We start from the raw sequence: 22509 nt of genomic DNA on the forward strand, positions 1-22509 counted from the left end.
GTTTTTGCAGATCCTTCGACTTCTTGCATTGAGGAATTTGTATTTCCTTGGTAACCTGCAACCTTTAAATAACCTTCTTCAATTAAGACACGGAAACTTGAAAAAAAGCTTTCTGTATCAATCTTCGTTGTTATCGCTATCTTTTGATAAACTGCTGGAGGATAAAAGATACTTAAGAATCGTTTTACAATTGATACATATATCCTCTTTGCAGTTGGAGATAGGGAAGACAATGCTCCAAAACCTTGGCCGGTTGGTATAATTGCATAGTGATCGGTAATCTGTTTGTCATTCACATAACGAGTCTTTGCTATGTTTTTATATGAGCCAAGAGCTAAGGCTTCTTCCGCAAATGGTTGAAATTGTGAAAGAGCAGTTAATCCCTTGATATTTTTATAGATTTCTTTTGACACTGCGGTGGATAAAACCCTGGCGTCTGTTCTTGGGTATGTTACAAGCTTCTTTTCATATAGCTCCTGAGTGTATTTTAGTGTTTCATCCGGACTAATCTTAAAAAGCTTGGAACATTCATTCTGAAGTTCCGCAAGGTTAAAAAGAAGAGGTGGATTCTTATTCTCCTTCTTCTTCTCCATACTTATTATCTCAGCTACCAATTGATTAGATTCCTCATCCTGCTTTAATTTTGCAAGGTAACTGTTTTTATTATTATTCTCAATTCTTGTTTCATATTCCGGTTCATAGCCAGTTAGCATCGTAATTAATTTTTCTGCTTCTTGCTTCTCGCGAAATCCATTCTCTTTATATAATAAAGGAGATAAATAATACTTTGACCCTTCTACCGCTTTAAATTCTCCATCAAAAGTTTTATCCGATGTTTCTAATGTCATCATGACACGGTAAAATGGAGTTTTCACAAATTCACGAACTTCTCGCTCTCTTCGAACTACCATTCCAAGTACACAGGTCATAACACGTCCTACCGCTATTGCAGAATGTTTTTCGTTTTTAAGAAAATTATTTACGGTATAACCATATTTTAGTGATAGCACACGAGAAAAGTTGATTCCCATTAAGTAATCTTCCTGTGCCCTTAGATATGCTGCCGCGGAAAGGTTATCATAAGCAGAAAGAGGCTTTGCTTCGCGAATTCCTCTTAAGATTTCTTCCTCTGTTTGTGAGTCAATCCAAACCCTTCGTTTTTCTTTACTCTTTGGCACCTTAGCCATCTGATCCACCAAACGATAGATGTACTCTCCCTCTCGTCCAGAGTCAGTACAGACATATATTTTATCAACGTCAGAACGATTTAAGAGACCCTTTACCACCTGAAACTGTTTACTAACCGATGGAATAACCTCATATTTAAACTCCTTTGGTAAAAACGGAATCGTTTGCAATGACCACTTTTTTAAAGCAGGATCATAGCTTTCTGGATAGCTCATTGTTACTAGATGCCCAACACACCAGGTTACTATACTATCCTCTGATTCCATAAACCCATCAGATTTCTTAAAATTTGATTTTAGTGCTTTTGCAAATTCCTGAGCCACACTTGGTTTCTCAGAGATATATATGCTTTTCCCCATGAATTTTCCAACTTTCATTGTTTACTGGCACAATAGCTTTACTTGGATTCACTAACGTCTTACTTTGTGATTCATAAACGCCTTTCTTGTAATTCACAAATGCTTTTCTTATGATTTACAAGTATTTTTAACTCTTGCGCTCTTCCAAATGTCCTGTCTTTTATTGTAGCATAATCCGAAACGTTTGTGAAGTTGAAAGACATGTGCCATTTTTGTGCATTTTTTCCATCATTATTGCACAGAACTCTTGAAAACATGATTGAAATTCTCTTCACACTTCCTCTATTTTCGTTGCAACTTACTTAAAAGTTATGTAGAATAAGAACAAGAAAATATCAGTACTTGTGTTAAAAAGGAAAGGATGGTTCTCTATGTCTTCACCGAAAAAGCAATACTATGAAAATCTTGCAGATAGTTTGATTGAGAAATTTAATCAACGTGGAATTGAAGGATATTACTGTGATAACAAAGAAGAAGCCTTGACAGTTGCCAAGCGTTTTTTAACTCCTGGTTGTTCTGTTAGCTGGGGTGGTTCCATGACCCTGGATGAAATCGGTTTACTCGATGAATTTCACAACTCTGACTACATAATCTATGATCGTAATAAGGCTAAAACACCAGAAGAACGCTCTGAACTTTACGGCAAAATCGTTACGGCAGACTACTACTTTATGAGCTCCAACGCCATTACACTGGATGGAAAACTCGTTAATATTGATGGTAACGGTAACCGTGTAGCATGCTTAATTACAGGACCTAAAAATGTCATTGTAATTGCCGGAATGAACAAAATTGCCACCGACGAAGCAGCTGCGATGGAACGTGTTAGAAATATGGCTGCTCCACCAAATGCAATTAGATTAAACAGAAAAACCCCTTGTGCAGAACTTGGGCGATGTGCAAACTGTCTCGTACCGGATTGTATTTGCAGTAGTCTTGTTATTACAAGACGTTCCCATGTCCCATACCGTCTTAAAGTTATACTAGTGGGTGAAGAGTTAGGATATTAATAAAAGAGATTGAAGAATTAGGATATTTATAATAGTGAATGAAGAATTAGATATTTAAATTGTGAATGAAGAATTATGATATTTAAATAGTGAATGAAGAATTATGATATTAAAAAGTGAATGAAGAATTATGATATTAAAAAGTGAATGAAGAATTAGATATTTAAATTGTGAATGAAGAATTATGATATTAAAAAACGTAAGCTCAATCGTGAAGACTAAACTTCAAGTTGGAGCCTACGTTTTTTCTTTGAGAATTCATAATATAGAATTTAGTTCTATCATTTTTCATACTTCAAATTTTCTTTATTTGAACCTTTAAAATTAATTTACATTTTAATAACAATATTTAAGATATCAAATAGTGTATCTAATTTAATAAAGCGGATAAGCATCCGTTAACATCTTAACCAAAGCTTTTGCCTGTTCCTTGTTTTTCTCTACATCCTTCACTACAAGAGAAATTGCTTCCGCAACAACTGCCATATCTTTTTCATTAAAACCTCTTGTTGTAATAGCAGGTGTACCAAGACGGATTCCGCTTGTTACAAATGGAGAAGCTGGATCATTTGGAACAGTATTCTTATTACAAGTAATGTTTGCCTCATCTAAAATATGCTCCGCCTGTTTTCCTGTAATGTTCATATTTTGTAAGTCAATTAACATCAAGTGGTTGTCTGTACCTCCAGATACTAAGTTAAATCCACGTGCTGTTAACTCCTTTGCTAATGCCTGTGCATTGGTGATGATTTTCCCTGCATAATCTTTGAAACTATCATCTAGCGCTTCTTTAAAACAGATTGCTTTTGCAGCAATTACATGCATTAGCGGTCCCCCTTGAATTCCAGGGAATATGGACTTGTTAAGCTTATGTTCTTCAGCAAACTCTTCGCTTGATAAAATCATACCACCTCTAGGACCACGTAACGTCTTATGAGTCGTTGTAGTCGTAACATGCGCATAGGGAATTGGTGATTGATGATAACCAGCAGCTACTAATCCTGCAATATGTGCCATATCAACCATCAAGTATGCACCCACTAAGTCAGCAATTTCACGAAAGCGCTTAAAGTCAATCTTTCTAGCATAAGCAGAAGCACCAGCTACGATTAACTTTGGTTTACATTCCTTTGCTATCTTTTCTACCTCTTCATAGTCGATAAAACCATTGTCATCCACACCATATGGTACAATATTAAAATAAGAACCGGAGAAGTTTACTGGGCTACCGTGAGTTAAGTGCCCACCATGAGCAAGATTCATACCCATAACTGTATCTCCTGGCTGTAATAAGGCGAAGAATACTGCCATATTAGCCTGTGCACCAGAATGCGGCTGAACATTTGCATAAGTACAACCAAATAACTTCTTTGCTCTCGTGATTGCTAAATTCTCAGCTACATCAACAAATTCGCATCCGCCATAATATCTTTTTCCTGGATATCCTTCTGCATATTTATTTGTTAACGGACTACCCATTGCAGCCATTACTGCCTTACTAACGAAATTCTCTGATGCTATTAATTCAATATGATCGTTCTGTCTTGCGATTTCCATCGTGATACTATCCGCTATTTCCGGATCAAATGCTCTTATATCTTCAAATGAATACATATCTCCTTTTCCTTTCCTGTGATTTTATTACTTGCCATTATAGCATAACCAATTTGTAATGAAAAGAAATACAAATAAGTCTTTTATTATTTTATCTTATAGGATTGATTAAAAAATATGACAATAAGAAATCTTTCCTGGTTGAAGAAGTGTGAAAAATTATTCCTCCATACAAAAACTCGCATAGTTATATATACTGATAAGGTGGTTTGCTACTTAATGCTCACAGTTCTCTATCATAAGTACGCATTCCTCAGAAATTTTATTATTCATCAAAGCGGATATTCGCAATCCGCTAACGCTACTTGCTCATAACCCCATTGCCACTACGAATAAGGTTAAATAAATATAGAACATTGTAATTAAAAAGTGTAGATAATAGGAATCCTCTTTACCGAAGTAACTGTCTTGATTTCCCTTATCTACACTAATTATGAACTAAACAGATGTTTGATTCAACTTTACTCCATCTGAATTCTTCCCTATATTAAAATTTATAATTTTCACCAACGAATGTTATTGCACACATTCCTGTACCAGTATGCGTTCCAATGACAGGACCTATGTTCGTAATTAAGTAATCTTTCACTAATCCTCGCTCTGTTAAGATATCAGCTATGTTCTTTGCATAATCTGGGCAAGCTGCATGACCGATAACCACTGTTTGATTTTTCGTATCGATACCATCTTCTTCAAGGCGACTTACTAAGTATTCTATTGCCTTTTTATTTCCTCTTACCTTTGATACTACCAATAATTTTCCTTCTTTATCCACACTTAATACTGGACAAATTCGAAGTGCAGTTCCTACCATAGCTTCTAAGGAATTTAAGCGGCCACCTCTTTTTAAATGGTGTAAATCTTCTACCATAAACCAATGGCAACACTTTCTCTTGGTATCTTCAACAAAACTAGCTACTTCTTCTAATGATTTACCTTTTTGTCTTTCTTTTGCTGCAAGGTAAACAAGTAATCCCTCTCCAATGGAGGCACATAAGGAATCAATACAGATTATTTTTCTATCAGGATATTTTTCTTTTAACCCTTCTGACATCAACCTTCCTGTGTTATAAGTACCGCTTAATCCTGAAGAGAATGCAATATATAAAACATCTTTTCCACTTTCTAAGAATGGAGTTAAATAATTTTCAAATACTACAGGATTAATCTGGCTTGTTACCGAATCTTCACCTGCTTTTAATCGTTTATAAAACTCCTCACAACTTAATTCTCTTTCATCTGGATAGTGTGTATACGGCGTATCACCTAGGTGGAAATCCATAGGGATAATGTGTACATCCAACTCATTTATGATGTCCTGCACTAAATCTAACGTCACATCACTTACTATACAATAATCTGCCATAACTTTCTCCTTAATTCTTGTCCATTAGCTCTAAAAGAAAGTATATCATATTCCAGAAAAGAAATAAACTTAAAGATGTATAAACTTACTTCTATATATATAAATTCCCAATCTAGAATTTACTCATTGTATTCTACTATTTGCGGTGCTATAATACCTCTGTTTCTTAAAATAACTTATCGGAGTAATTATGCAAAAGTCAAAATCTAAAATATACCAAAATGCTATTACAGAAGGTCCAATTCTTACTCGCCTACTATTATTTTTCTTTCCTATTTTGTTAGGCACCTTCTTTCAACAACTATACAACACCTCCGATGCAATTATCGTTGGAAACTTCGTTGGAAAACGTGCACTTGGAGCAGTAGGTGGTACCACTGGGACCATAATAAATCTTTTGGTTGGTTTTTTCGTTGGTCTCTCCTCTGGAGCTACTGTAATAATCTCGCAATACTTTGGTGCCAAGAAAGAAGAGGAAGTAAAAAATTCAGTTCATACTTCATTTGCGCTTGCAATTTGTGGTGGAATAGTTTTAATGATACTTGGATTGTGTTTATCTCCAATAATGCTAACCTCAATGAATACCCCTGATGATATTTATCCATTATCTCTACAATACATAAGAATTTTCTTCCTAGGTATTGTACCAAATTTAATTTATAATATAGCCTCTGGAATTCTTAGAGCAATTGGTGATACCAAACGACCTTTGTATTTTCTAATCATCAGCTGTTTTGTAAATATTGTATTAGACTTGCTTTTTGTTGGTGTTTTCCACATAGGAGTAGCTGGTGCTGCTATTGCAACAATAATTTCTCAATTCGTTAGTGCAGTTTTAGTAGTCAGGACTTTATTACGCACAAAAGCATCCTATCATTTAGATCCTAGGAAAATTCATTTTGAAATACCAATCTTAAGACGTATTGTAAAGATAGGACTTCCTGCTGGATTACAGTCTGTGATGTACTCGGTGTCTAATGTAATTATTCAAAGCTACATCAATTCGTTTGGAACGGATACTGTTGCTGCATGGACCGCTTATGGTAAAATTGATGGTCTTTTTTGGATGGTGATTGGTGCTCTTGGTCTCTCTGTAACCACGTTTATCGGACAAAATTATGGAGCAAAAAAAGCCTCTCGTGTTCATAAATGCGTAAAAGTAGGACTTATATTGGCTTTTGGAATCTCCATTGTTTTAAGTATTGTTTTATATTTCTTTGGCCAATATGTTTTACGACTATTTACGGATGATCAAACAGTACTACAAATAGGTATAAAAATTCTTCATTTCCTTGCTCCAACCTTCTTTACCTATGTATGTATCGAAATTTTAGCTGCTGCACTACGTGGAATTGGTGATGCTTTAGTCCCTATGATTATTACCTGTCTCGGAGTATGCGTGTTAAGAATTGTATGGCTATATACCGCAGTGCCACTCTCACCAAGTATCATAACAGTTATCTTTAGTTATCCGCTTACTTGGGTAATAACGTCATTATTGTTTATATTTTATTACATTTTTTTTAGCCATCTTGGTTACCGCAAGAGAGTACTGTATGAATAAGTTATAAGCTGTTGTAAATGATAGCAGAGATAAGTAGATAGTTTCATTGTTCTACCTACTTATCTCTGCTTTTTTAACTATTTGATTTTTTTCCTCTTTTCTTTATTGCTTTTTTTCTTTATTGCTTTTTTTCTTTATTTCGTCTTTTCTTTTTTTTCTTTATTTCGTCTTTTCTTTTTTTCTTTATTTCTTCTTTTATTACTTCTTTTCTTTATCACTTCTTTTTTCAATACTTCTTTTCTTTATTACTTCTTTTCTTTATTACTTCTTTCCTTTATTGCTTTTATGCGGGTCTATTGGTACTTTTTACATTTCAAAAAGTAAAATCACGTTTCACAAACTTATCCATTCCATAAATAATAAAAAAGGTGCTCTCGCCTCTTTTGTTTGTATTAAGAACACCTTCATTCGTAAAAAGATATCAGTCTCATGTATTTTTTGCTTTTATCCGATATATCAGTTACCAAGAGCTATCAAACTATTTTATCTGATAAGTGGCAAGCTCTATACATACTTTATATGCCAAAGCGGATATTCGTAATCCGCATACCCTACTTGCTCATAAATAATAAATTGCAAAGGAGTAGACTAATGGAATATCAAACAATTACATCACCAAGTTTTAGCGGAGTAAGCCAATCTACTACTCTAACTGCTACCAAGGTACCTATTGAAGAGACAGATGGTAAAGTTTCCTCTACTACCGTAGATAATCTTAATTCAATAATCCCTGCCCAAAAGATCTCATACGACTCTAATCATATGATAGAGAAAGCTCTTACGGAAGCTGCACTCCCAAAAACAGAACGCAATTTAAATATTGTACGTGAATTACTCCGTCAAGAACTCTCAATTGATAAAAATAGTATTTTAGACTTATTAAAATTATCTGCGACCTTTCGAAACGCCTCAATTGAAACCTTAGTTCTTATGAAAAAATTAGAGCTTCCAATCACACAGCAGTCAATAAATCAGATGCAGGCTTTTCAAAATAACAACCATTCTATTCTTATGCAGTCACAAAATATGATTGATTCCTTTCTTACACTATTGTCAGAGGAATCTGTCATCTCAGAAGGATTTCACCATGAGTTATTATCTCTTTTTATAAATGATACGGTAGAATCTTCTATTCCTGATTATTCTCTTTTATCCACTCATTTTTCAAGAGAAGAAATACAACAACTAACTCACACGTTAACCGCTACGGATATTCCAGAATATGTTGAAAATCGCCTAACGGATCCTTCTATTACGGTTTCTGAGTTTCGTGACTTCATGAATCAATCCGCTAAGGATAGCAACCTAAACTTTATTAATGTACCACAATTACAACAATTTTTAACAAAAACACCAGAAGCAGCTTCTAATTTTACTTTGATTACTGATGTCTTATCCAAAAGTGAACAAGAAAATCTCTCCCCTTTACTATCTTCTGTTTTACCAAAAGATAATCTTGCTTTATTTCAAGAAAGCAACGGTTCAATCACAAACTTAGATGGTTCGATTACAAATTTATTTCAAAAAATTATTAATGCAGAGACTACAACCTCCTTACAAAGTGAAGAGGCACAATTTACTTCAGTGTTACAACCAAACGATATGCCATCCGCCTTAAGCGCACTTATTAAATCACCAACATATCAAAAGTTAATTAAATCGGAGTTACTCTCAAAGCTCTCACTCGAGATAAATGACTTTACTAAGAAAGATGGACTTCCTCAATTTTACCGAAAGTTAACCCGTGACTTAGAAAGTATGCTAACTTTTTTTGATAAGAATGAAGGTAATACAAATCCTGAGACATTTCATCAGGCAAAAGAACAGGTACAAAATCTACGGGATCAGGTCGACTTTATGAAGTCAATAAATCAATTTCTCGGATATATTCAGTTACCTGTTAAACTTACGAAAGATTTAACCAATAGTGAACTTTTCTTTTATACAAAAAGAAAACAAAAAAGAGAAAATGAAGAAAACCTTCACATTTTATTACATTTAAGCATGACACATTTAGGAGAAATGGACATACATCTTCGACTTAAAAATAGAACAGTACATGCAACCCTAAGTATGGAACAGGAAGAGTCCCTAGCCTTAATTGACACTCATATCAATCAATTAACAGATGCCTTGTTAGAGATGGGATACGATCTTTCCTATGATTTTGAGAAAATGGAGAAGAAACAAACACCTATCGATCGACTGTTATTAAAAGAAGAGGAAGTTATTTTATCCCGCTGCTATACTTTTGATACGAGAGCTTAAGTTCCTCTGTTGAATTTATTAAAATTTTATAATATAATAGCTCTATCTAAGTTAAAATTAATTAGATAGAGCTTCCTAGATTCAACAGAATTAATTTAGCATAATGTAAGATAAAAAGTTACTTCGCGAACTTTTTGTTCTCATGAAAATGGCTTTGTGTAAATTAAATACACAGGAATAGAGGTTAGTATGAAAAAGTATTCAAGACGAAATCAAAAAGGGAATGTTAACTTTATTTTCGACATTGGAATTGGTGTTGTATGGACCTTATTTTTTATTTCTTTGGGTCTTATTTTGGCAATTAATTTTAGACCGCTTTATTATGCAAACATTCACTGGTTTCAATTAGATAAATATTCTGGACTTTCAATCAATGAGATAAAGTCGAATTACAATGCCTTAATTGATTATTGCTCACCTTTTTATTATGGGGCTTTGAAATTCCCAACCTTAAGGTCATCCGTTTCCGGCATATCTCACTTTGAAGAAGTGAAAGTTTTATTCCAATTTTTTTATATTATGTTTCTTATAAGTTCCATCTTTCTACTTGGCGTTATCACATGGAAGAAAAAACGAAATGATTACCGCTATTTAAAGGTATCCTCTATCACAGCTATCATACTACCAATGATTACTTTAATAGGTTGTTCCATAGACTTTGATGCTACTTTTGTTATCTTTCATAAAATTTTCTTTCGAAATGATGACTGGATTTTTGATCCATATACTGATCCAATTATTGATCTATTGCCACAAGAATTTTTCTTGCAATGTGCTTTAATTATTGTATTCGTTGTATTAGTTGGTAGCTTAATTCTTTATTTATGCTATCGCCATTTTAAAAAGAAAAATCAAGTAACACCGCTTTTAAAACCTAAGATGAACTACTATTATTAAAATTGTCATTTAAAATGCTTTATTTAACGTTTTATCTCATAAAATCAAGTCTATACATAATATAGGCACCTAACTAAAATAATTATCCTATTGTTACTCATGATAACTATTTAGGTAGGTGCCTATATTTTAAAATTTATATTTACTTTTTAATGTTTCACACTTGAAAACATACCCCAAAGGCGGCACAAATCTTTTTACTCTTATCTATAATTAAAATATTTCTTATAATTTTTTTATTAGAACCAATACCGATCCATAGTGTATTTATATACCTTGTAAAAAGCTTTTCCATTTCCTATTTGATAGGTTGCTATGGTACTTCCATTTTCATCGTATTCAATAAACTGTTTTTCTGTATCAAAGGACAATATAATATGATTTCCATAAAGCATGGAGCTACAATTACTATTATGATATGGAAAAGTTACTTTTTGAATTAGTCGATATCGATTCTGGCTATCTTCAATGAGATATTTATAAAAAACAGAATACTTCGTATCATTCACAGCATCCGTGGTATCGTAATTGATAAAAGAAACATAAAACTGCCCTTCACTTAACCTTCGATTTGTTCCATAATACATGCTGTCAATTGAAGTTTTCGTAGTCGTCTCACCCAATTCTGTTAACAATAAGGATTGATATTGTTTACCATTCCATTTTTTATCATCACTCATAATCCAACGAATGACTGGCCCAGTATATATATTATTGATACGAAATACTGTAGATAATTCTCTAGAACATACTAATGTATCCTTACCTTTAATTAATTGAATACTAGATAAATCTAGCCAATCCTTCTTAATTTCTTCTGCCTTATTCGTTTCTGATTTTCCATGAGACAACAGGGCTGCAAAATCAATAACTTCTTTCCATCCCCCTTTTGCAATATTTAGCGCAATGCTTTTGCTTATCATAGAATCACTATCGGTACTTGCTAAAAATATTACTTTATTATTTATATCATCATAGTCACAATCAAAAAGTTTTCCATGTCCATCCCATGTATAACGCTTGATTACATTTCCAAGGTTATTTAATAAAATATATTCATTTTCTTTGATAGCATAAAATATTTCATTTTTTACCTGAAGGACTTTTGCATCTTCACTTTGATACTTTGTAGGTATATTAGCCCTTAAGACGCCATGATTATCATAAAATAAAAAACTAGAATTTACTCCATTCTTATGATAAAAGGAAAATAAACCTCTAGTAAAGGATGGTTGCTCTCCATACTGGGTGTTCAATTTAGTCTCCATTTCATGAGTTGAAACGATATCAAAAAAATATGCCTTTTGACTTATCTCATTACCATTTAAATCTGTGATGTTTAAAACTATTTTATTTCTTTGTCCGTCAATAAGTCCAATGATTTGACCTTCTACTTCTGTTCCTGCTGTACGATTAAAATAAAGGCTTTCTCCGAAGTCTGGTATAGACTCCGTTGGAACAGATATTTTGTAGCTAATCCTAACCTTTTGAGATGGTGAACCTATATAAACATACAATCCATTCGGGTTGGTACCAAATGGATTCTGTATAAACAAAGGATTCTCAATCGTAAAAGCTTTGCTTTCTTTTATCATCTTTAGTTGATTTAAGGCTCCCTCTTGGTAAGCTAAAGAGTAAATATCATCACCTCTTACTGTTGATTCAAGAATCAATGTTTCAAAATCTTTCGCAGAATAAAATGTAAAGGAATTTTCAGCTGCACTTGTTACTTTATGTTCCTTATACGTATTTTCATATGGCAAATCTTCCTTATTTCCAAATCCCCAAATATTTTTACCCGTATCAGGTCCTTCTACATTTCGTCTATTACAGCCATAGGAGAGCAATGCAAATGTAGTAACGAGTAAAACTAATATACAACGGTTATTATAATATAATCTTTTAACACCGCGAAAATGAAACATATAATTTGCCTCCTGTTTAGCTAATTTTCGATAATTCTTGATTATTGAAACATGCTTTTGTTTCGATAATACCTGAAACATGCTTTTTGTTTCAATTATATACTTCATTACTCATTATCTCCCAATTATACTTAAACTTACGAGGTATTGTATGCCAAGTTAACCAGTTTACACTCTAAATCCTGCAACTATCCTACGACTAAATTAGCAAATTTACTCTTATAACTAATTAGATCTACAAAAATAAATAGTGTAAAATTTGCTTTAATTATCTTAGTGTTGTAATTCATACTCTACTGTACATTTTTTTATTTATGTAAAAATAATTAACAATAACATAATAAGAATTGCGACTGCAAGTCCAATTACGGTATATTGTTTTATTCTTAGTATTTTCTTTTTTCTTAATCTCCATTCTTTTTCTGTTAACACCATATATCCTCCTCTCTAGAACTTTATTTCTTTCTACTATTCTATTTTAAATCATTTTCATTGAAAATTTAAAATGAATTTTCTTCTATTATTCCATACATGTACATTTATTACAATACCAAAAGTAGCACCTCAATTATTAGTTTTCAACTAATAATTGAGGTGCTACTCTAAATTTAAAAGCCTTTATTCTTTAGGACATATCAAATCCACAATGCTTTTACTATTCGTCAACACTATAGTTTGGAGCCTCTTTTGTGATATGGATGTCATGAGGATGACTTTCCTTTAAGGAAGCTGCAGAAATCTTAACAAAACGTCCTGTTTCCTTTAATGTTTCAACATCTTTCGCTCCACAATAACCCATACCAGAACGAAGACCACCCATTAACTGGAATACAGTATCTTCTACAGTACCTTTGTATGCTACACGACCTTCTACACCTTCTGGAACTAGCTTCTTAGCATCTGCTTGGAAATAACGATCCTTACTTCCATTTTCCATAGCTGCAATGGATCCCATTCCACGATATACTTTGTATTTTCTACCCTGGAATAATTCAAATGTTCCTGGACTCTCATCACAACCAGCAAAGATGCTACCCATCATACATAAATTTGCTCCTGCTGCAATTGCTTTCGTAATATCACCAGAATACTTAATACCACCATCTGCAATAATTGGAACACCATATTCCTTGGCTACACGGTAAGCATCCATAATTGCAGTAATCTGTGGAACACCAATACCTGCAACAACACGTGTTGTACAGATAGATCCTGGGCCGATACCAACCTTAACACAATCAACTCCTGCTTCAATTAAATCCCTAGTTGCTTCACCAGTTGCAACATTACCAGCGATAATCTGTAGTTCTGGATAGGCTTCACGAACCATCTTTACAACCTTAAGTACATTGGCAGAATGTCCATGAGCGGTATCAATAACAATTGCATCTACTTTTGCCTTTACTAAAGCATCAACACGATCAAGGATGTTTGCTGTTACACCAACACCTGCCGCACAAAGAAGTCTACCCATAGAGTCCTTTGCTGCTAATGGATATTTGATTGTTTTTTCTATATCCTTGATTGTAATAAGTCCTTTTAAGTTACCGTTTTTATCAACGATAGGAAGCTTCTCTTTTCTTGCTTGTCCAAGAATTTTCTTAGCTTCTTCTAAGGTAACGCCTTCTTTTGCAGTAACAAGGCCTTCACTTGTCATGGATTCTTTAATTTTTTTGCTAAAGTCTGTCTCAAATTTTAAGTCACGGTTAGTAATAATACCAACTAATTTCTTACCTTCAGTAATTGGTACACCAGAGATGCGATATTTTGCCATTAACTCATCCGCATCTTGTAATGTATGTTCAGGAGATAATGAAAATGGGTCAGTTATAACTCCGTTCTCTGAACGCTTTACCTTATCTACTTCCTCTGCCTGACTTTCGATTGACATATTCTTATGAATAACACCAATTCCACCCTGTCTTGCCATAGCGATAGCCATGCGATGTTCCGTAACCGTATCCATTCCTGCACTCATCATAGGAATATTTAACTTAATACTTTTCGTTAAATGTGTAGAAAGATCTACCTGATTAGGTATTACTTCCGAATACGCTGGAACAAGCAGAACATCATCAAAGGTAATTCCTTCACCGATAATTGCTCCCATTTAAATATCCTCACTTTCTTTATAGTAAATTAATAGATTAAGTATCAAACGTACGTAAGTATTGTATCCATTACAATTCATCCTTACTCCGTTTGTTAAGAGTAAACCGTCCCATAGGTTATAAAAAATCAGCCAAAAGATTCCAGATTACCTTGAGTCTTTTGCCTGCGGACAGTAATAATTTTCACAAGTATACTCATTTTTATGGACATTGTCAATACCTTTGAGAAAACTTGATATTTTTAGTAATACATTACTGTAGTAGCGTGCAAAAGTGTCCGCAGTTCATATACAAAATTTAAATATATGATGCAAACTGATACCGGCAAACAAGAAAAAATCAAACTTCCAAAAATTTTTTCTTGTCATGATTAGAATGGGGTTCTAATTTAATCTATTAAGAAAAAAAAGATGGTTAACATCAACGTGCTAACCATCTCTCATATAAATCTTAATCTTAACCATTGTATTTGACAAAAATCAAAGCGGATACTCGGAATCCGCTTCGCTACTTACTCGTAACCTAAAGATTTATACCTCAATAACTTTACGTGGAGATTTTTGCTTAATGCACGCAATCATCTTCTCACTTGGCTCAAAAAGTATTTTGGTCACGGCACCATCTTGGCGAGCAATAATCGCATATACTCTACCTTCTGGTCTCTGAGAAGAGAAATCTTTAACCTTTAACTGTTGTATGTGGTTAAAACTATCTAACGAATGGGATTTTACAGGTGCCATTATCTCAACCTTATCAAAGTCAATACGAAGTGCTGTCTTTCTCTTTGCATTTCCCATAATCTTATCGAAATCTAACTGACCATCACAAAATACATACTCATATTCAATGGAGTTCATTCTAGGGAAAAAGAAAACACAAAGTACCACTAATACTGACGCAATCAAAGTAGCGATACTACCTAAAATAGCTCCTCCCACAAAGAATATCACCAAAATCCCAAATACTGCAGCAATTTGAATCATAAGCGTCGTTGCTGATTTTTTTCTTTTCACGCCAGCTTCTGCGTAAGATTCATTCATATTACTTCATCCTCCTATGTCAATTTTTCCGTAGAGTTCCCCTAAAGCTACTTACGGATAGGAGAAATCACGATTCCTTACTACCTTCATTATACTAAATTATTTATAAAAGTAAAAGGACTTTATTATCTTTTAAGGAATAATGCGAATGTACTTCGTCTTGACAGATACAATTTGCCTTGCTAAACCCACACAGAGTGAGCGCGATCCCTCATAGTTTTTTAATTCATGACAAGGAGAAGTTCGCCAAGCGTACTTTTTCTTGTTTATAGGTAATTACAACGATATTTCCTATATACTGAAAGAATCCATGTATACTCATACTTATACATGGATTCTAGAGTTTTAAGATATATTAATTTTCTATCAGCTAGATTACATCATACCCATTCCGCCAGGGCCGCCTGCTGGCATAGCTGGAGCTGGTTCTTTAATGGATGCAACTGCAGCTTCTGTTGTTAAGAATGTGGAAGCAACACTGGTAGCATTCTGAAGAGCACTTCTTGTAACCTTAGAAGGATCAAGAATACCGTCTTCTACCATATCTACATACTTCTCTGTTAAAGCATTGAAACCTACACCTGTTTTCTTTTCTCTGACCTTATTTACAATAACAGCGCCTTCTAAACCAGCGTTTTGAGCGATGCATGACAATGGAGCTTCTAATGCTTTTAAGATAATCTGTGCACCAGTTCTCTCATCACCTTCTAATTTAGCAGCAAGTTTAGCAACTTCCTTAGATGCATGGATGTAAGCGGAACCGCCACCTGCAATAATACCTTCTTCCACAGCTGCTCTTGTAGCTGCTAGGGCATCTTCCATACGAAGCTTCTTCTCTTTCATCTCAGTCTCTGTTGCAGCACCCACACGAATTACAGCAACACCACCTGCAAGTTTAGCAAGTCTCTCCTGTAATTTTTCTTTATCAAATTCTGATGTTGTTTCAGCAATCTGAGCCTTAATCTGAGAAATTCTAGCTTCGATTTCTGCTTTATTTCCTTCACCATCAACGATGATAGTGTTTTCTTTTTGAACCTTAACGGATTTTGCACGACCAAGCTGATCTAATGTAGCATCCTTTAAGTCAAGTCCTAGTTCGTCAGAGATTACAGTACCACCAGTTAAGATAGCAATATCCTGTAACATAGCTTTTCTTCTATCACCATAGCCTGGAGCTTTAACACCAACAACAATGAATGTTCCTCTTAATTTATTGATTACTAATGTTGTTAAAGCTTCACCTTCGATATCTTCAGCGATAATTAATAATCTGGATCCGCTTTGAACAATCTGCTCAAGAACAGGAAGGATTTCCTGAATATTGCTGATCTTCTTATCTGTGATTAAAATATATGGATTATCTAAGTTTGCTTCCATCTTATCCATATCAGTTGCCATATATGCGGAAACATAACCACGGTCGAATTGCATACCTTCTACTAAGTCAAGCTCAGTCTCCATAGTCTTAGACTCTTCAATCGTGATAACACCATCTTTGCTTACCTTATCCATAGCATCAGCAACCATTTCACCAACGGAATCATCACCAGCAGAGATTGCAGCAACCTTAGCTATTTGATCTTTTCCATTAATGGTAGAGCTCATACTGCTAATTGCTTCAACAGCGCAGTCAGTAGCTTTCTTCATACCTTTTCTTAAGATGATTGGGTTAGCACCAGCTGCAAGATTCTTCATACCTTCGTTAATCATTGCCTGAGCAAGAACAGTAGCTGTTGTTGTACCATCACCTGCTACATCATTTGTCTTTGTAGCAACTTCTTTTACAAGCTGAGCACCCATATTCTCAAAGGAATCTTCTAACTCAATTTCTTTTGCAATAGTAACACCATCGTTTGTGATTAATGGTGCTCCAAAGGACTTATCAAGAACTACATTTCTTCCCTTTGGTCCTAGAGTTACTTTAACAGTGTTTGCTAACTTATTTACACCAGCTTCCATAGCTACTCTGGCATCTGCACTATATTTAATATCTTTAGCCATAATTGTTTTCCTCCAAGTTTTAATTTATGATAATCTGATTATATTTCCACGTTTTATATGAAGCACCAAAAATGAATCATATCTTATCAGTACTAATCTGCTACAATTGCTACAATATCGTTTTGTTTTACAACGATAAATTCTTCTTCCTCTAATTTTACTTCAGTTCCAGCATATTTGGAATAAATAACTTTGTCGCCAACTTTCACCTGCATGGTAACTTCTTTTCCATCCACCATTCCACCAGGGCCAACTGCAACAACCTCTGCTTGTTGTGGTTTTTCTTTTGCCTGACCAGGTAATACAATACCCGACTTTGTAGTCTCTTCTGCTACGAGTTGCTTTAATACAACTTTGTCTCCTAATGGCACTAATTTCATATTTATTTCCTCCTTTAATACTGTATCATACCAGTTATTAGCACTCACTCTATTCGAGTGCTAATCGTTGAGTATATATTAGTAAATTTTGCTTCAATGTGCAACTCCTTTTTTTAATCAAAACGTTTTAAAAATCTCACTTATCTAATATATACTCTCGTATACTCTGATATTCTCACTTTTTTATACTTTTTCATCTGTTTTGCTAGTATTCTTCTATGCAAATAGCGGCTTTTCTCATCTTCATCTCGTAATATAACCTTACAGAAGCGAAGCTGCTGTAAGGTTACGAGGAAGTAGCGCAGCGAATTCCTCGTATCCGCTTTGACTTACTAATAATTTACATTAATTTGTAACCATGCTATAATTGTTAACGTAGAAAATACTTTACATACCTACTATAAATAAAACTCTTGGATTTTTCACCTAAGAATAGTCACTACATAAGATTGTGAGGATATAACATGGTTATAAAAATATTAAAGCGCGTTTTTTCCGCTATCTTTGGATTACTTTGTATTGGTCTTATTCTTGCTTCAGCAGTGGAAGTACTAAGCTTTCGCGTTAGATATGATGTGGGAGGCGTCTTTTTAGGACTCTTTTGTATCACCTTACTCTCATTGTTGGCATCATCACTTCTCTCTAGTTCTTTTCAAGAGATAAAGTGGAAACAGCATTCCATGAAAGCTGGTTTATTCCTTATTTTTGCGTTCTATTGCCTGATACTTCTTAACTTACTTTTTATTAGTAGACATATCTTTTTTGAATATGCTTTTTCAAGTAATATCAAAAGTCGGATTGCGACGAGTACAAACTTTATCCCATTTCATACTATGATTAGTTATTTGAAAAATTCCGATAACTTCGAATCAACCGTTATATACACTAATATTATCGGTAATCTGCTCGCGTTTGCACCAATGGGATTTTTTTTACCTCTGTTGTTTCAAAAGCTTAAAAATTTTCTCCCATTCGCTTGTGTAATGGTTCTTACTATTACTGTTATCGAGTTAATACAATTTATAACAAACCTTGGTATTATGGATATTGATGACTTAATTTTAAACCTATGTGGTGCTATATTCGCTTTTTACCTATGTAAATTACCATTCCTTAAGAAACTCTTTCAGAGATTTCATTGGATTTCATAGTTCTACTTTTCTTATTATAAATGAAACGAGGGCAAACGAAAATCTTCCAGAGTGAAACTTAATTCTTTCCTCTTGGAATTCTTCGTTTGTCCTCGCTTTCTATGTTAAATTATATTAACTTTTATCTAACATAAATCTTTTTTTACCTTATTCAAAATTGAAAACTTTATTTATCTTCTACAGTAACACTATTGGTCTTTCTGACTGTTCTTGGAAGAGCATCCTTTGAATTCTTCCATGGTTCATTGACATAACGATAATCAAATTTATCCGTAAACCATTCTAAATCATCTCTGACACGTTTCATATTATCTACATAAAGTGTTCCGAGTTCGGTACGAAATTCTTCTAAAGAAGCACCATTTAAATGCTTTTCTGCTAAATCATACAACATTCCAAAATGCTTGGTACAAAATCCTTTCGATGCACGAAACTTCTCTTTAAATTCATCATCTTTACGATAGAGATAGAAAAAAGAAGCAAGATAAAGTTCGAACATCCCTTTTATTTTATCGCACACAAAACAAGAATGTTCTAAACTTCTAGTATAGTCAACAACAGGATGAACTCCTTCTTTTTTCTTAAAGAATCCGCCACTCGTAGCTTGCTTTTGTTGTAGCAGTTTCTCTGTCTCTTTGATAGAACGATCCATATGTGTCTTTAACATCAATGCTAATCCAAGTCGGTTCTGATTTTCATACAGTAACTTGATATGATTGGAGCAAAAGCCAGTTTGATCCGTTACCATACGTACATCATCCTCCATGTAGCTAGGCCCCATGGTAAAATCGATTGCATTTTTTTGTAGAGTTTCATACATCTCGCAAACTGGGCATTCACAATCTTTATTGAACGCATCATTTACTGGTATAGTATATAATTGCTCTTTCATATTATTAAATCGTATGCCTTTCCATAGCCTGTAAACTATTAAATATTCATCAGATCCTTTAACTGTCTCGCCTTATCTTTGATACGATCATTGGCATCTCTAGATACAATTACCTTAGAGATATAACGAAGTGCATCCTCTGTTTTTCCCGTTCTTCTTGCTAAATCAGCTAATAGGTATGTAATGGTTGCCTCATCCATTCCACACATTGGAAAATTTTCTTTCGAATAAGCTTCTGCAAATCCCTCGTAAGCTTTGGTTAAAAAATCAATTTCTTCGGCCTCTAAATGTGCAACTACTTTATTATAGTTTGGTGTTGTCGTAGGAAGAGATTCTCTCTTCCCACGTATTAACCAACCTGTTTTTAAACAAGTATATGCTCTTTCACTTAGTTTACCTTTCTTTACGATGGTATTAACCAAAGCAAGCTTATGTTTTGTGATAGCCTCATCGTATGTTAGGATATCACCACTTGGAACGGCACCTTTATAAACTGAAGAAATGCTAGCCTTAATTAATTTTGCTTGTGGTGAAGTCATAAAATTAAAGAAACGATTGAGCGCTGCATAACCACATACTGGACAATCCACTACATCGTATTTTAAAGAATCGACTAACTGGTATTTCGGACGTAAATCTGTATCCGCAGATACTAATTTTACTTTTCCTGTTTTCACAGTCTTAGACTTAAACTCATTATCACACACAGGACAAGTATAGGTTTTTTCAAAGATAAAATCCGCCTCAGTGATCTGTGGCTTTTCTTCCTGAACCGATTTTCCCTGTTGTCCTTCATTCGTTTCATACACTTCCATATTGGTAAGCTTTCCTAACCCCATTGATTCTAACCCAGAAAATAAATTGGCCATGTCATTCCCTCCTATGCAGGCTTATAACTGCTCTTTAGTGATGCTATCCTGTTAAATACTAGTTTCTCGCCTGTGGAATCTTTACAATCCACACAGAAAAATCCATTTCTTAAGAACTGAAATCTATCAAATGCTTTTACACCCTGTAAGCTTGGTTCTACGAAGCACTCGCTAACAACAATTGAATTTGGATTAAGGTTTACGGAACCATCTTCGTTGTATACACCCTTTTCCTCATCTACTAGATTCTCATATAATCTAGCTTCTGCTTTGATAGCATGCGGTGCGGATACCCAATGAATCGTACCTTTTACTTTTCTTGCATTAAAGCCAGATCCACTCTTTGTTTCCGGATCATACGTACAATAAACTTCCGTAACATTACCAGCTTCATCTGTCTTATAATCTGTGCAGGTTACAAAATAAGCATTCATTAATCGAACTTCATTCCCTGGGAAGAGGCGGAAATATTTCTTAGGTGGCTCGATCATGAAATCTTCTCTTTCAATATAAAGCTCTCTACTAAATGGTACTTCTCTTGTCCCCATTTCTTCATTTTCCTGATTATTCATTGCCTCTAAATATTCAACTTGTCCTTCCGGATAGTTCGTAATAATTAGCTTAATTGGATCTAAGATTGCCATAACACGGTTTGCTTTTAACTTTAAATCCTCACGGATACAATACTCAAGCATTGCATAATCTACCGAGCTATTGCTTTTAGAAACACCACAAAGCTCCATAAATAAACGAATCGATTCTGGTGTAAATCCTCTTCTTCTTAATGCGCTGATACTCACTAATCTTGGATCATCCCAACCATCTACAATGCCGTCTTCCACTAATTTCTTGATATAACGCTTACCAGTAATTACATTGGTTAAGTACATCTTTGCAAATTCAATCTGCTTTGGTGGATTCTCATATTCGAGTTCACGTACTACCCAATCATAAAGCGGTCTATGGTCTTCAAACTCCAAAGTACAGATGGAGTGCGTAATCCCTTCGATTGCATCCTCAATCGGATGAGCAAAGTCATACATCGGGTAAATGCACCATGTATCACCTGTGTTGTGGTGCGTCATTCTCGCTACACGGTAAATAACTGGGTCACGCATATTGATATTAGGTGATGACATATCAATCTTAGCTCGAAGTACCTTCGAACCATCTGGGAATTCACCATTCTTCATTCTTTCAAATAAATCAAGGTTTTCTTCTATGCTGCGATCACGGTAAGGACTATTCTTTCCTGGCTCTGTTAAAGTACCACGATACTCTCTAATCTCCTCAGCAGATAAATCACAAACAAACGCTTTTCCTTTTTTGATTAACTTTACTGCACCTTCATACATATGCTCAAAATAATCAGAAGCAAAGAAAAGGCGATCTTCAAAATCTCCACCAATCCACTTTACATCTTCAATAATTGATTCAACAAATTCTGTTTTTTCCTTGGTTGGATTTGTATCGTCAAAACGTAAATTGAATGTACCATCATAATTTTTCGCCAATCCACTATTTAAAAGAATGGATTTCGCATGTCCAATATGAAGATATCCGTTTGGTTCTGGCGGAAATCTGGTTGCTACCTTTTTACAATGTCCCTCAGCTATATCTTTATCAATGATCTGCTCAATAAAGTTCTTTGAGACAACTTCTTTCTCTACTGTCTCATTTAACTCTGGTTTGTTAACATCGATGTCCATGATGTTCCTCCTAAAATGATATCTGCCTTTTATGGCATCTACTTGAATTTAAACAATCTACTTATTATCATATCACACATCTTTCAAATAGAAAAGATAGACTTTTGTAGTGGAAATACACTCATCAAGTTTATGCACAGACACACTCAGTACGTCTGTTTCTGC

General features: G+C 34.4%; 17 protein-coding genes. 5 read left to right on the top strand and 12 right to left on the bottom strand.

Annotated features, from left to right (window positions below):
* On the bottom strand, positions 1-1547 hold a 1547-nt coding region (locus RTP52_RS12845), incomplete at its 3' end, for a DNA topoisomerase (protein WP_312371797.1).
* Positions 1548-1918: 371 nt separating this feature from the next.
* Here RTP52_RS12845 and RTP52_RS12850 point away from each other — a divergent pair.
* Complete coding sequence (locus tag RTP52_RS12850) at positions 1919-2557, top strand: lactate utilization protein (RefSeq protein WP_312371799.1); 639 nt, start codon at positions 1919-1921, stop codon at positions 2555-2557.
* Between the two features lie 375 nt (positions 2558-2932).
* On the opposite strand, the gene glyA is transcribed toward RTP52_RS12850, so the two are convergent.
* A complete protein-coding gene (glyA, locus tag RTP52_RS12855) occupies positions 2933-4171 on the bottom strand; it encodes a serine hydroxymethyltransferase (protein ID WP_312371801.1) in 1239 nt (412 codons plus the stop codon).
* 487 nt (positions 4172-4658) lie between these two features.
* Entirely contained in the window at positions 4659-5537 is an 879-nt protein-coding gene (locus RTP52_RS12860; protein WP_312100257.1) for a DegV family protein, read from the bottom strand.
* A gap of 190 nt (positions 5538-5727) precedes the next feature.
* On the opposite strand from RTP52_RS12860, the gene RTP52_RS12865 reads away from it, so the two are divergent.
* The 3 genes from RTP52_RS12865 (at position 5728) to RTP52_RS12875 (ending at position 10266) form a co-directional block, all read left to right on the top strand.
* Positions 5728-7101 carry an MATE family efflux transporter gene (locus tag RTP52_RS12865; protein ID WP_312371803.1) on the top strand — a complete coding sequence of 458 codons (1374 nt, stop codon included), beginning with the start codon at positions 5728-5730 and terminating at the stop codon, positions 7099-7101.
* A 591-nt stretch (positions 7102-7692) separates the two neighbouring features.
* On the top strand, positions 7693-9369 hold the full coding sequence (gene fliK, locus RTP52_RS12870; protein WP_312371806.1) for a flagellar hook-length control protein FliK: 1677 nt from the start codon (positions 7693-7695) through the stop codon (positions 9367-9369).
* Between the two features lie 189 nt (positions 9370-9558).
* Positions 9559-10266, top strand: a complete 708-nt coding sequence (locus RTP52_RS12875; protein WP_312371807.1) for a TIGR01906 family membrane protein — start codon at positions 9559-9561, stop codon at positions 10264-10266.
* Positions 10267-10505: 239 nt separating this feature from the next.
* Here the strand turns inward: RTP52_RS12875 and RTP52_RS12880 are convergent, their stop codons facing one another.
* The 6 genes from RTP52_RS12880 to RTP52_RS12905 form a co-directional block, all read right to left on the bottom strand.
* On the bottom strand, positions 10506-12299 hold the full coding sequence (locus tag RTP52_RS12880) for an aryl-sulfate sulfotransferase (RefSeq protein WP_312371809.1): 1794 nt from the start codon (positions 12297-12299) through the stop codon (positions 10506-10508).
* A gap of 204 nt (positions 12300-12503) precedes the next feature.
* Complete coding sequence (locus RTP52_RS12885; protein WP_312100263.1) at positions 12504-12626, bottom strand: hypothetical protein; 123 nt, start codon at positions 12624-12626, stop codon at positions 12504-12506.
* 220 nt (positions 12627-12846) lie between these two features.
* Positions 12847-14301: an IMP dehydrogenase gene (guaB, locus tag RTP52_RS12890; RefSeq protein WP_312100264.1), complete on the bottom strand. Its 1455-nt coding sequence runs from the start codon at positions 14299-14301 to the stop codon at positions 12847-12849.
* A gap of 531 nt (positions 14302-14832) precedes the next feature.
* A complete protein-coding gene (locus RTP52_RS12895; RefSeq protein WP_312100265.1) occupies positions 14833-15342 on the bottom strand; it encodes a DUF6106 family protein in 510 nt (169 codons plus the stop codon).
* Positions 15343-15717: 375 nt separating this feature from the next.
* Positions 15718-17343: a chaperonin GroEL gene (gene groL, locus RTP52_RS12900; protein ID WP_312100267.1), complete on the bottom strand. Its 1626-nt coding sequence runs from the start codon at positions 17341-17343 to the stop codon at positions 15718-15720.
* A 92-nt stretch (positions 17344-17435) separates the two neighbouring features.
* Complete coding sequence (locus RTP52_RS12905; protein ID WP_312371813.1) at positions 17436-17723, bottom strand: co-chaperone GroES; 288 nt, start codon at positions 17721-17723, stop codon at positions 17436-17438.
* Positions 17724-18187: 464 nt separating this feature from the next.
* Here RTP52_RS12905 and RTP52_RS12910 point away from each other — a divergent pair, with 464 nt between their 5' ends.
* Entirely contained in the window at positions 18188-18874 is a 687-nt protein-coding gene (locus tag RTP52_RS12910; protein ID WP_312371816.1) for a VanZ family protein, read from the top strand.
* A 166-nt stretch (positions 18875-19040) separates the two neighbouring features.
* Here RTP52_RS12910 and RTP52_RS12915 read toward each other — a convergent pair whose 3' ends face one another.
* Genes RTP52_RS12915 through RTP52_RS12925 form a run of 3 tightly spaced genes read right to left on the bottom strand, consistent with a single transcriptional unit; the run spans position 19041 to position 22344 of the window.
* Positions 19041-19766 carry a DUF6062 family protein gene (locus RTP52_RS12915; RefSeq protein WP_312371819.1) on the bottom strand — a complete coding sequence of 242 codons (726 nt, stop codon included), beginning with the start codon at positions 19764-19766 and terminating at the stop codon, positions 19041-19043.
* A gap of 38 nt (positions 19767-19804) precedes the next feature.
* Complete coding sequence (locus RTP52_RS12920; protein WP_312100272.1) at positions 19805-20635, bottom strand: DUF2225 domain-containing protein; 831 nt, start codon at positions 20633-20635, stop codon at positions 19805-19807.
* Positions 20636-20646: 11 nt separating this feature from the next.
* Entirely contained in the window at positions 20647-22344 is a 1698-nt protein-coding gene (locus RTP52_RS12925) for a glutamine--tRNA ligase/YqeY domain fusion protein (protein ID WP_312371822.1), read from the bottom strand.
* Between the last annotated feature and the right edge of the window lie 165 nt (positions 22345-22509).

This window comes from Lachnoclostridium sp. (assembly GCF_031997925.1).
Taxonomy (GTDB): domain Bacteria; phylum Bacillota; class Clostridia; order Lachnospirales; family Lachnospiraceae; genus Lachnoclostridium.

Coding starts and splice junctions, on each gene's coding strand:
- RTP52_RS12850 (WP_312371799.1), top strand. CDS start 1,919: ATGTCTTCACCGAAAAAGCAATACTATGAAAATCTTGCAGATAGTTTG.
- glyA (WP_312371801.1), bottom strand. CDS start 4,171: ATGTATTCATTTGAAGATATAAGAGCATTTGATCCGGAAATAGCGGAT.
- RTP52_RS12860 (WP_312100257.1), bottom strand. CDS start 5,537: ATGGCAGATTATTGTATAGTAAGTGATGTGACGTTAGATTTAGTGCAG.
- RTP52_RS12865 (WP_312371803.1), top strand. CDS start 5,728: ATGCAAAAGTCAAAATCTAAAATATACCAAAATGCTATTACAGAAGGT.
- fliK (WP_312371806.1), top strand. CDS start 7,693: ATGGAATATCAAACAATTACATCACCAAGTTTTAGCGGAGTAAGCCAA.
- RTP52_RS12875 (WP_312371807.1), top strand. CDS start 9,559: ATGAAAAAGTATTCAAGACGAAATCAAAAAGGGAATGTTAACTTTATT.
- RTP52_RS12880 (WP_312371809.1), bottom strand. CDS start 12,299: ATGAAGTATATAATTGAAACAAAAAGCATGTTTCAGGTATTATCGAAA.
- RTP52_RS12885 (WP_312100263.1), bottom strand. CDS start 12,626: ATGGTGTTAACAGAAAAAGAATGGAGATTAAGAAAAAAGAAAATACTA.
- guaB (WP_312100264.1), bottom strand. CDS start 14,301: ATGGGAGCAATTATCGGTGAAGGAATTACCTTTGATGATGTTCTGCTT.
- RTP52_RS12895 (WP_312100265.1), bottom strand. CDS start 15,342: ATGAATGAATCTTACGCAGAAGCTGGCGTGAAAAGAAAAAAATCAGCA.
- groL (WP_312100267.1), bottom strand. CDS start 17,343: ATGGCTAAAGATATTAAATATAGTGCAGATGCCAGAGTAGCTATGGAA.
- RTP52_RS12905 (WP_312371813.1), bottom strand. CDS start 17,723: ATGAAATTAGTGCCATTAGGAGACAAAGTTGTATTAAAGCAACTCGTA.
- RTP52_RS12910 (WP_312371816.1), top strand. CDS start 18,188: ATGGTTATAAAAATATTAAAGCGCGTTTTTTCCGCTATCTTTGGATTA.
- RTP52_RS12915 (WP_312371819.1), bottom strand. CDS start 19,766: ATGAAAGAGCAATTATATACTATACCAGTAAATGATGCGTTCAATAAA.
- RTP52_RS12920 (WP_312100272.1), bottom strand. CDS start 20,635: ATGGCCAATTTATTTTCTGGGTTAGAATCAATGGGGTTAGGAAAGCTT.
- RTP52_RS12925 (WP_312371822.1), bottom strand. CDS start 22,344: ATGGACATCGATGTTAACAAACCAGAGTTAAATGAGACAGTAGAGAAA.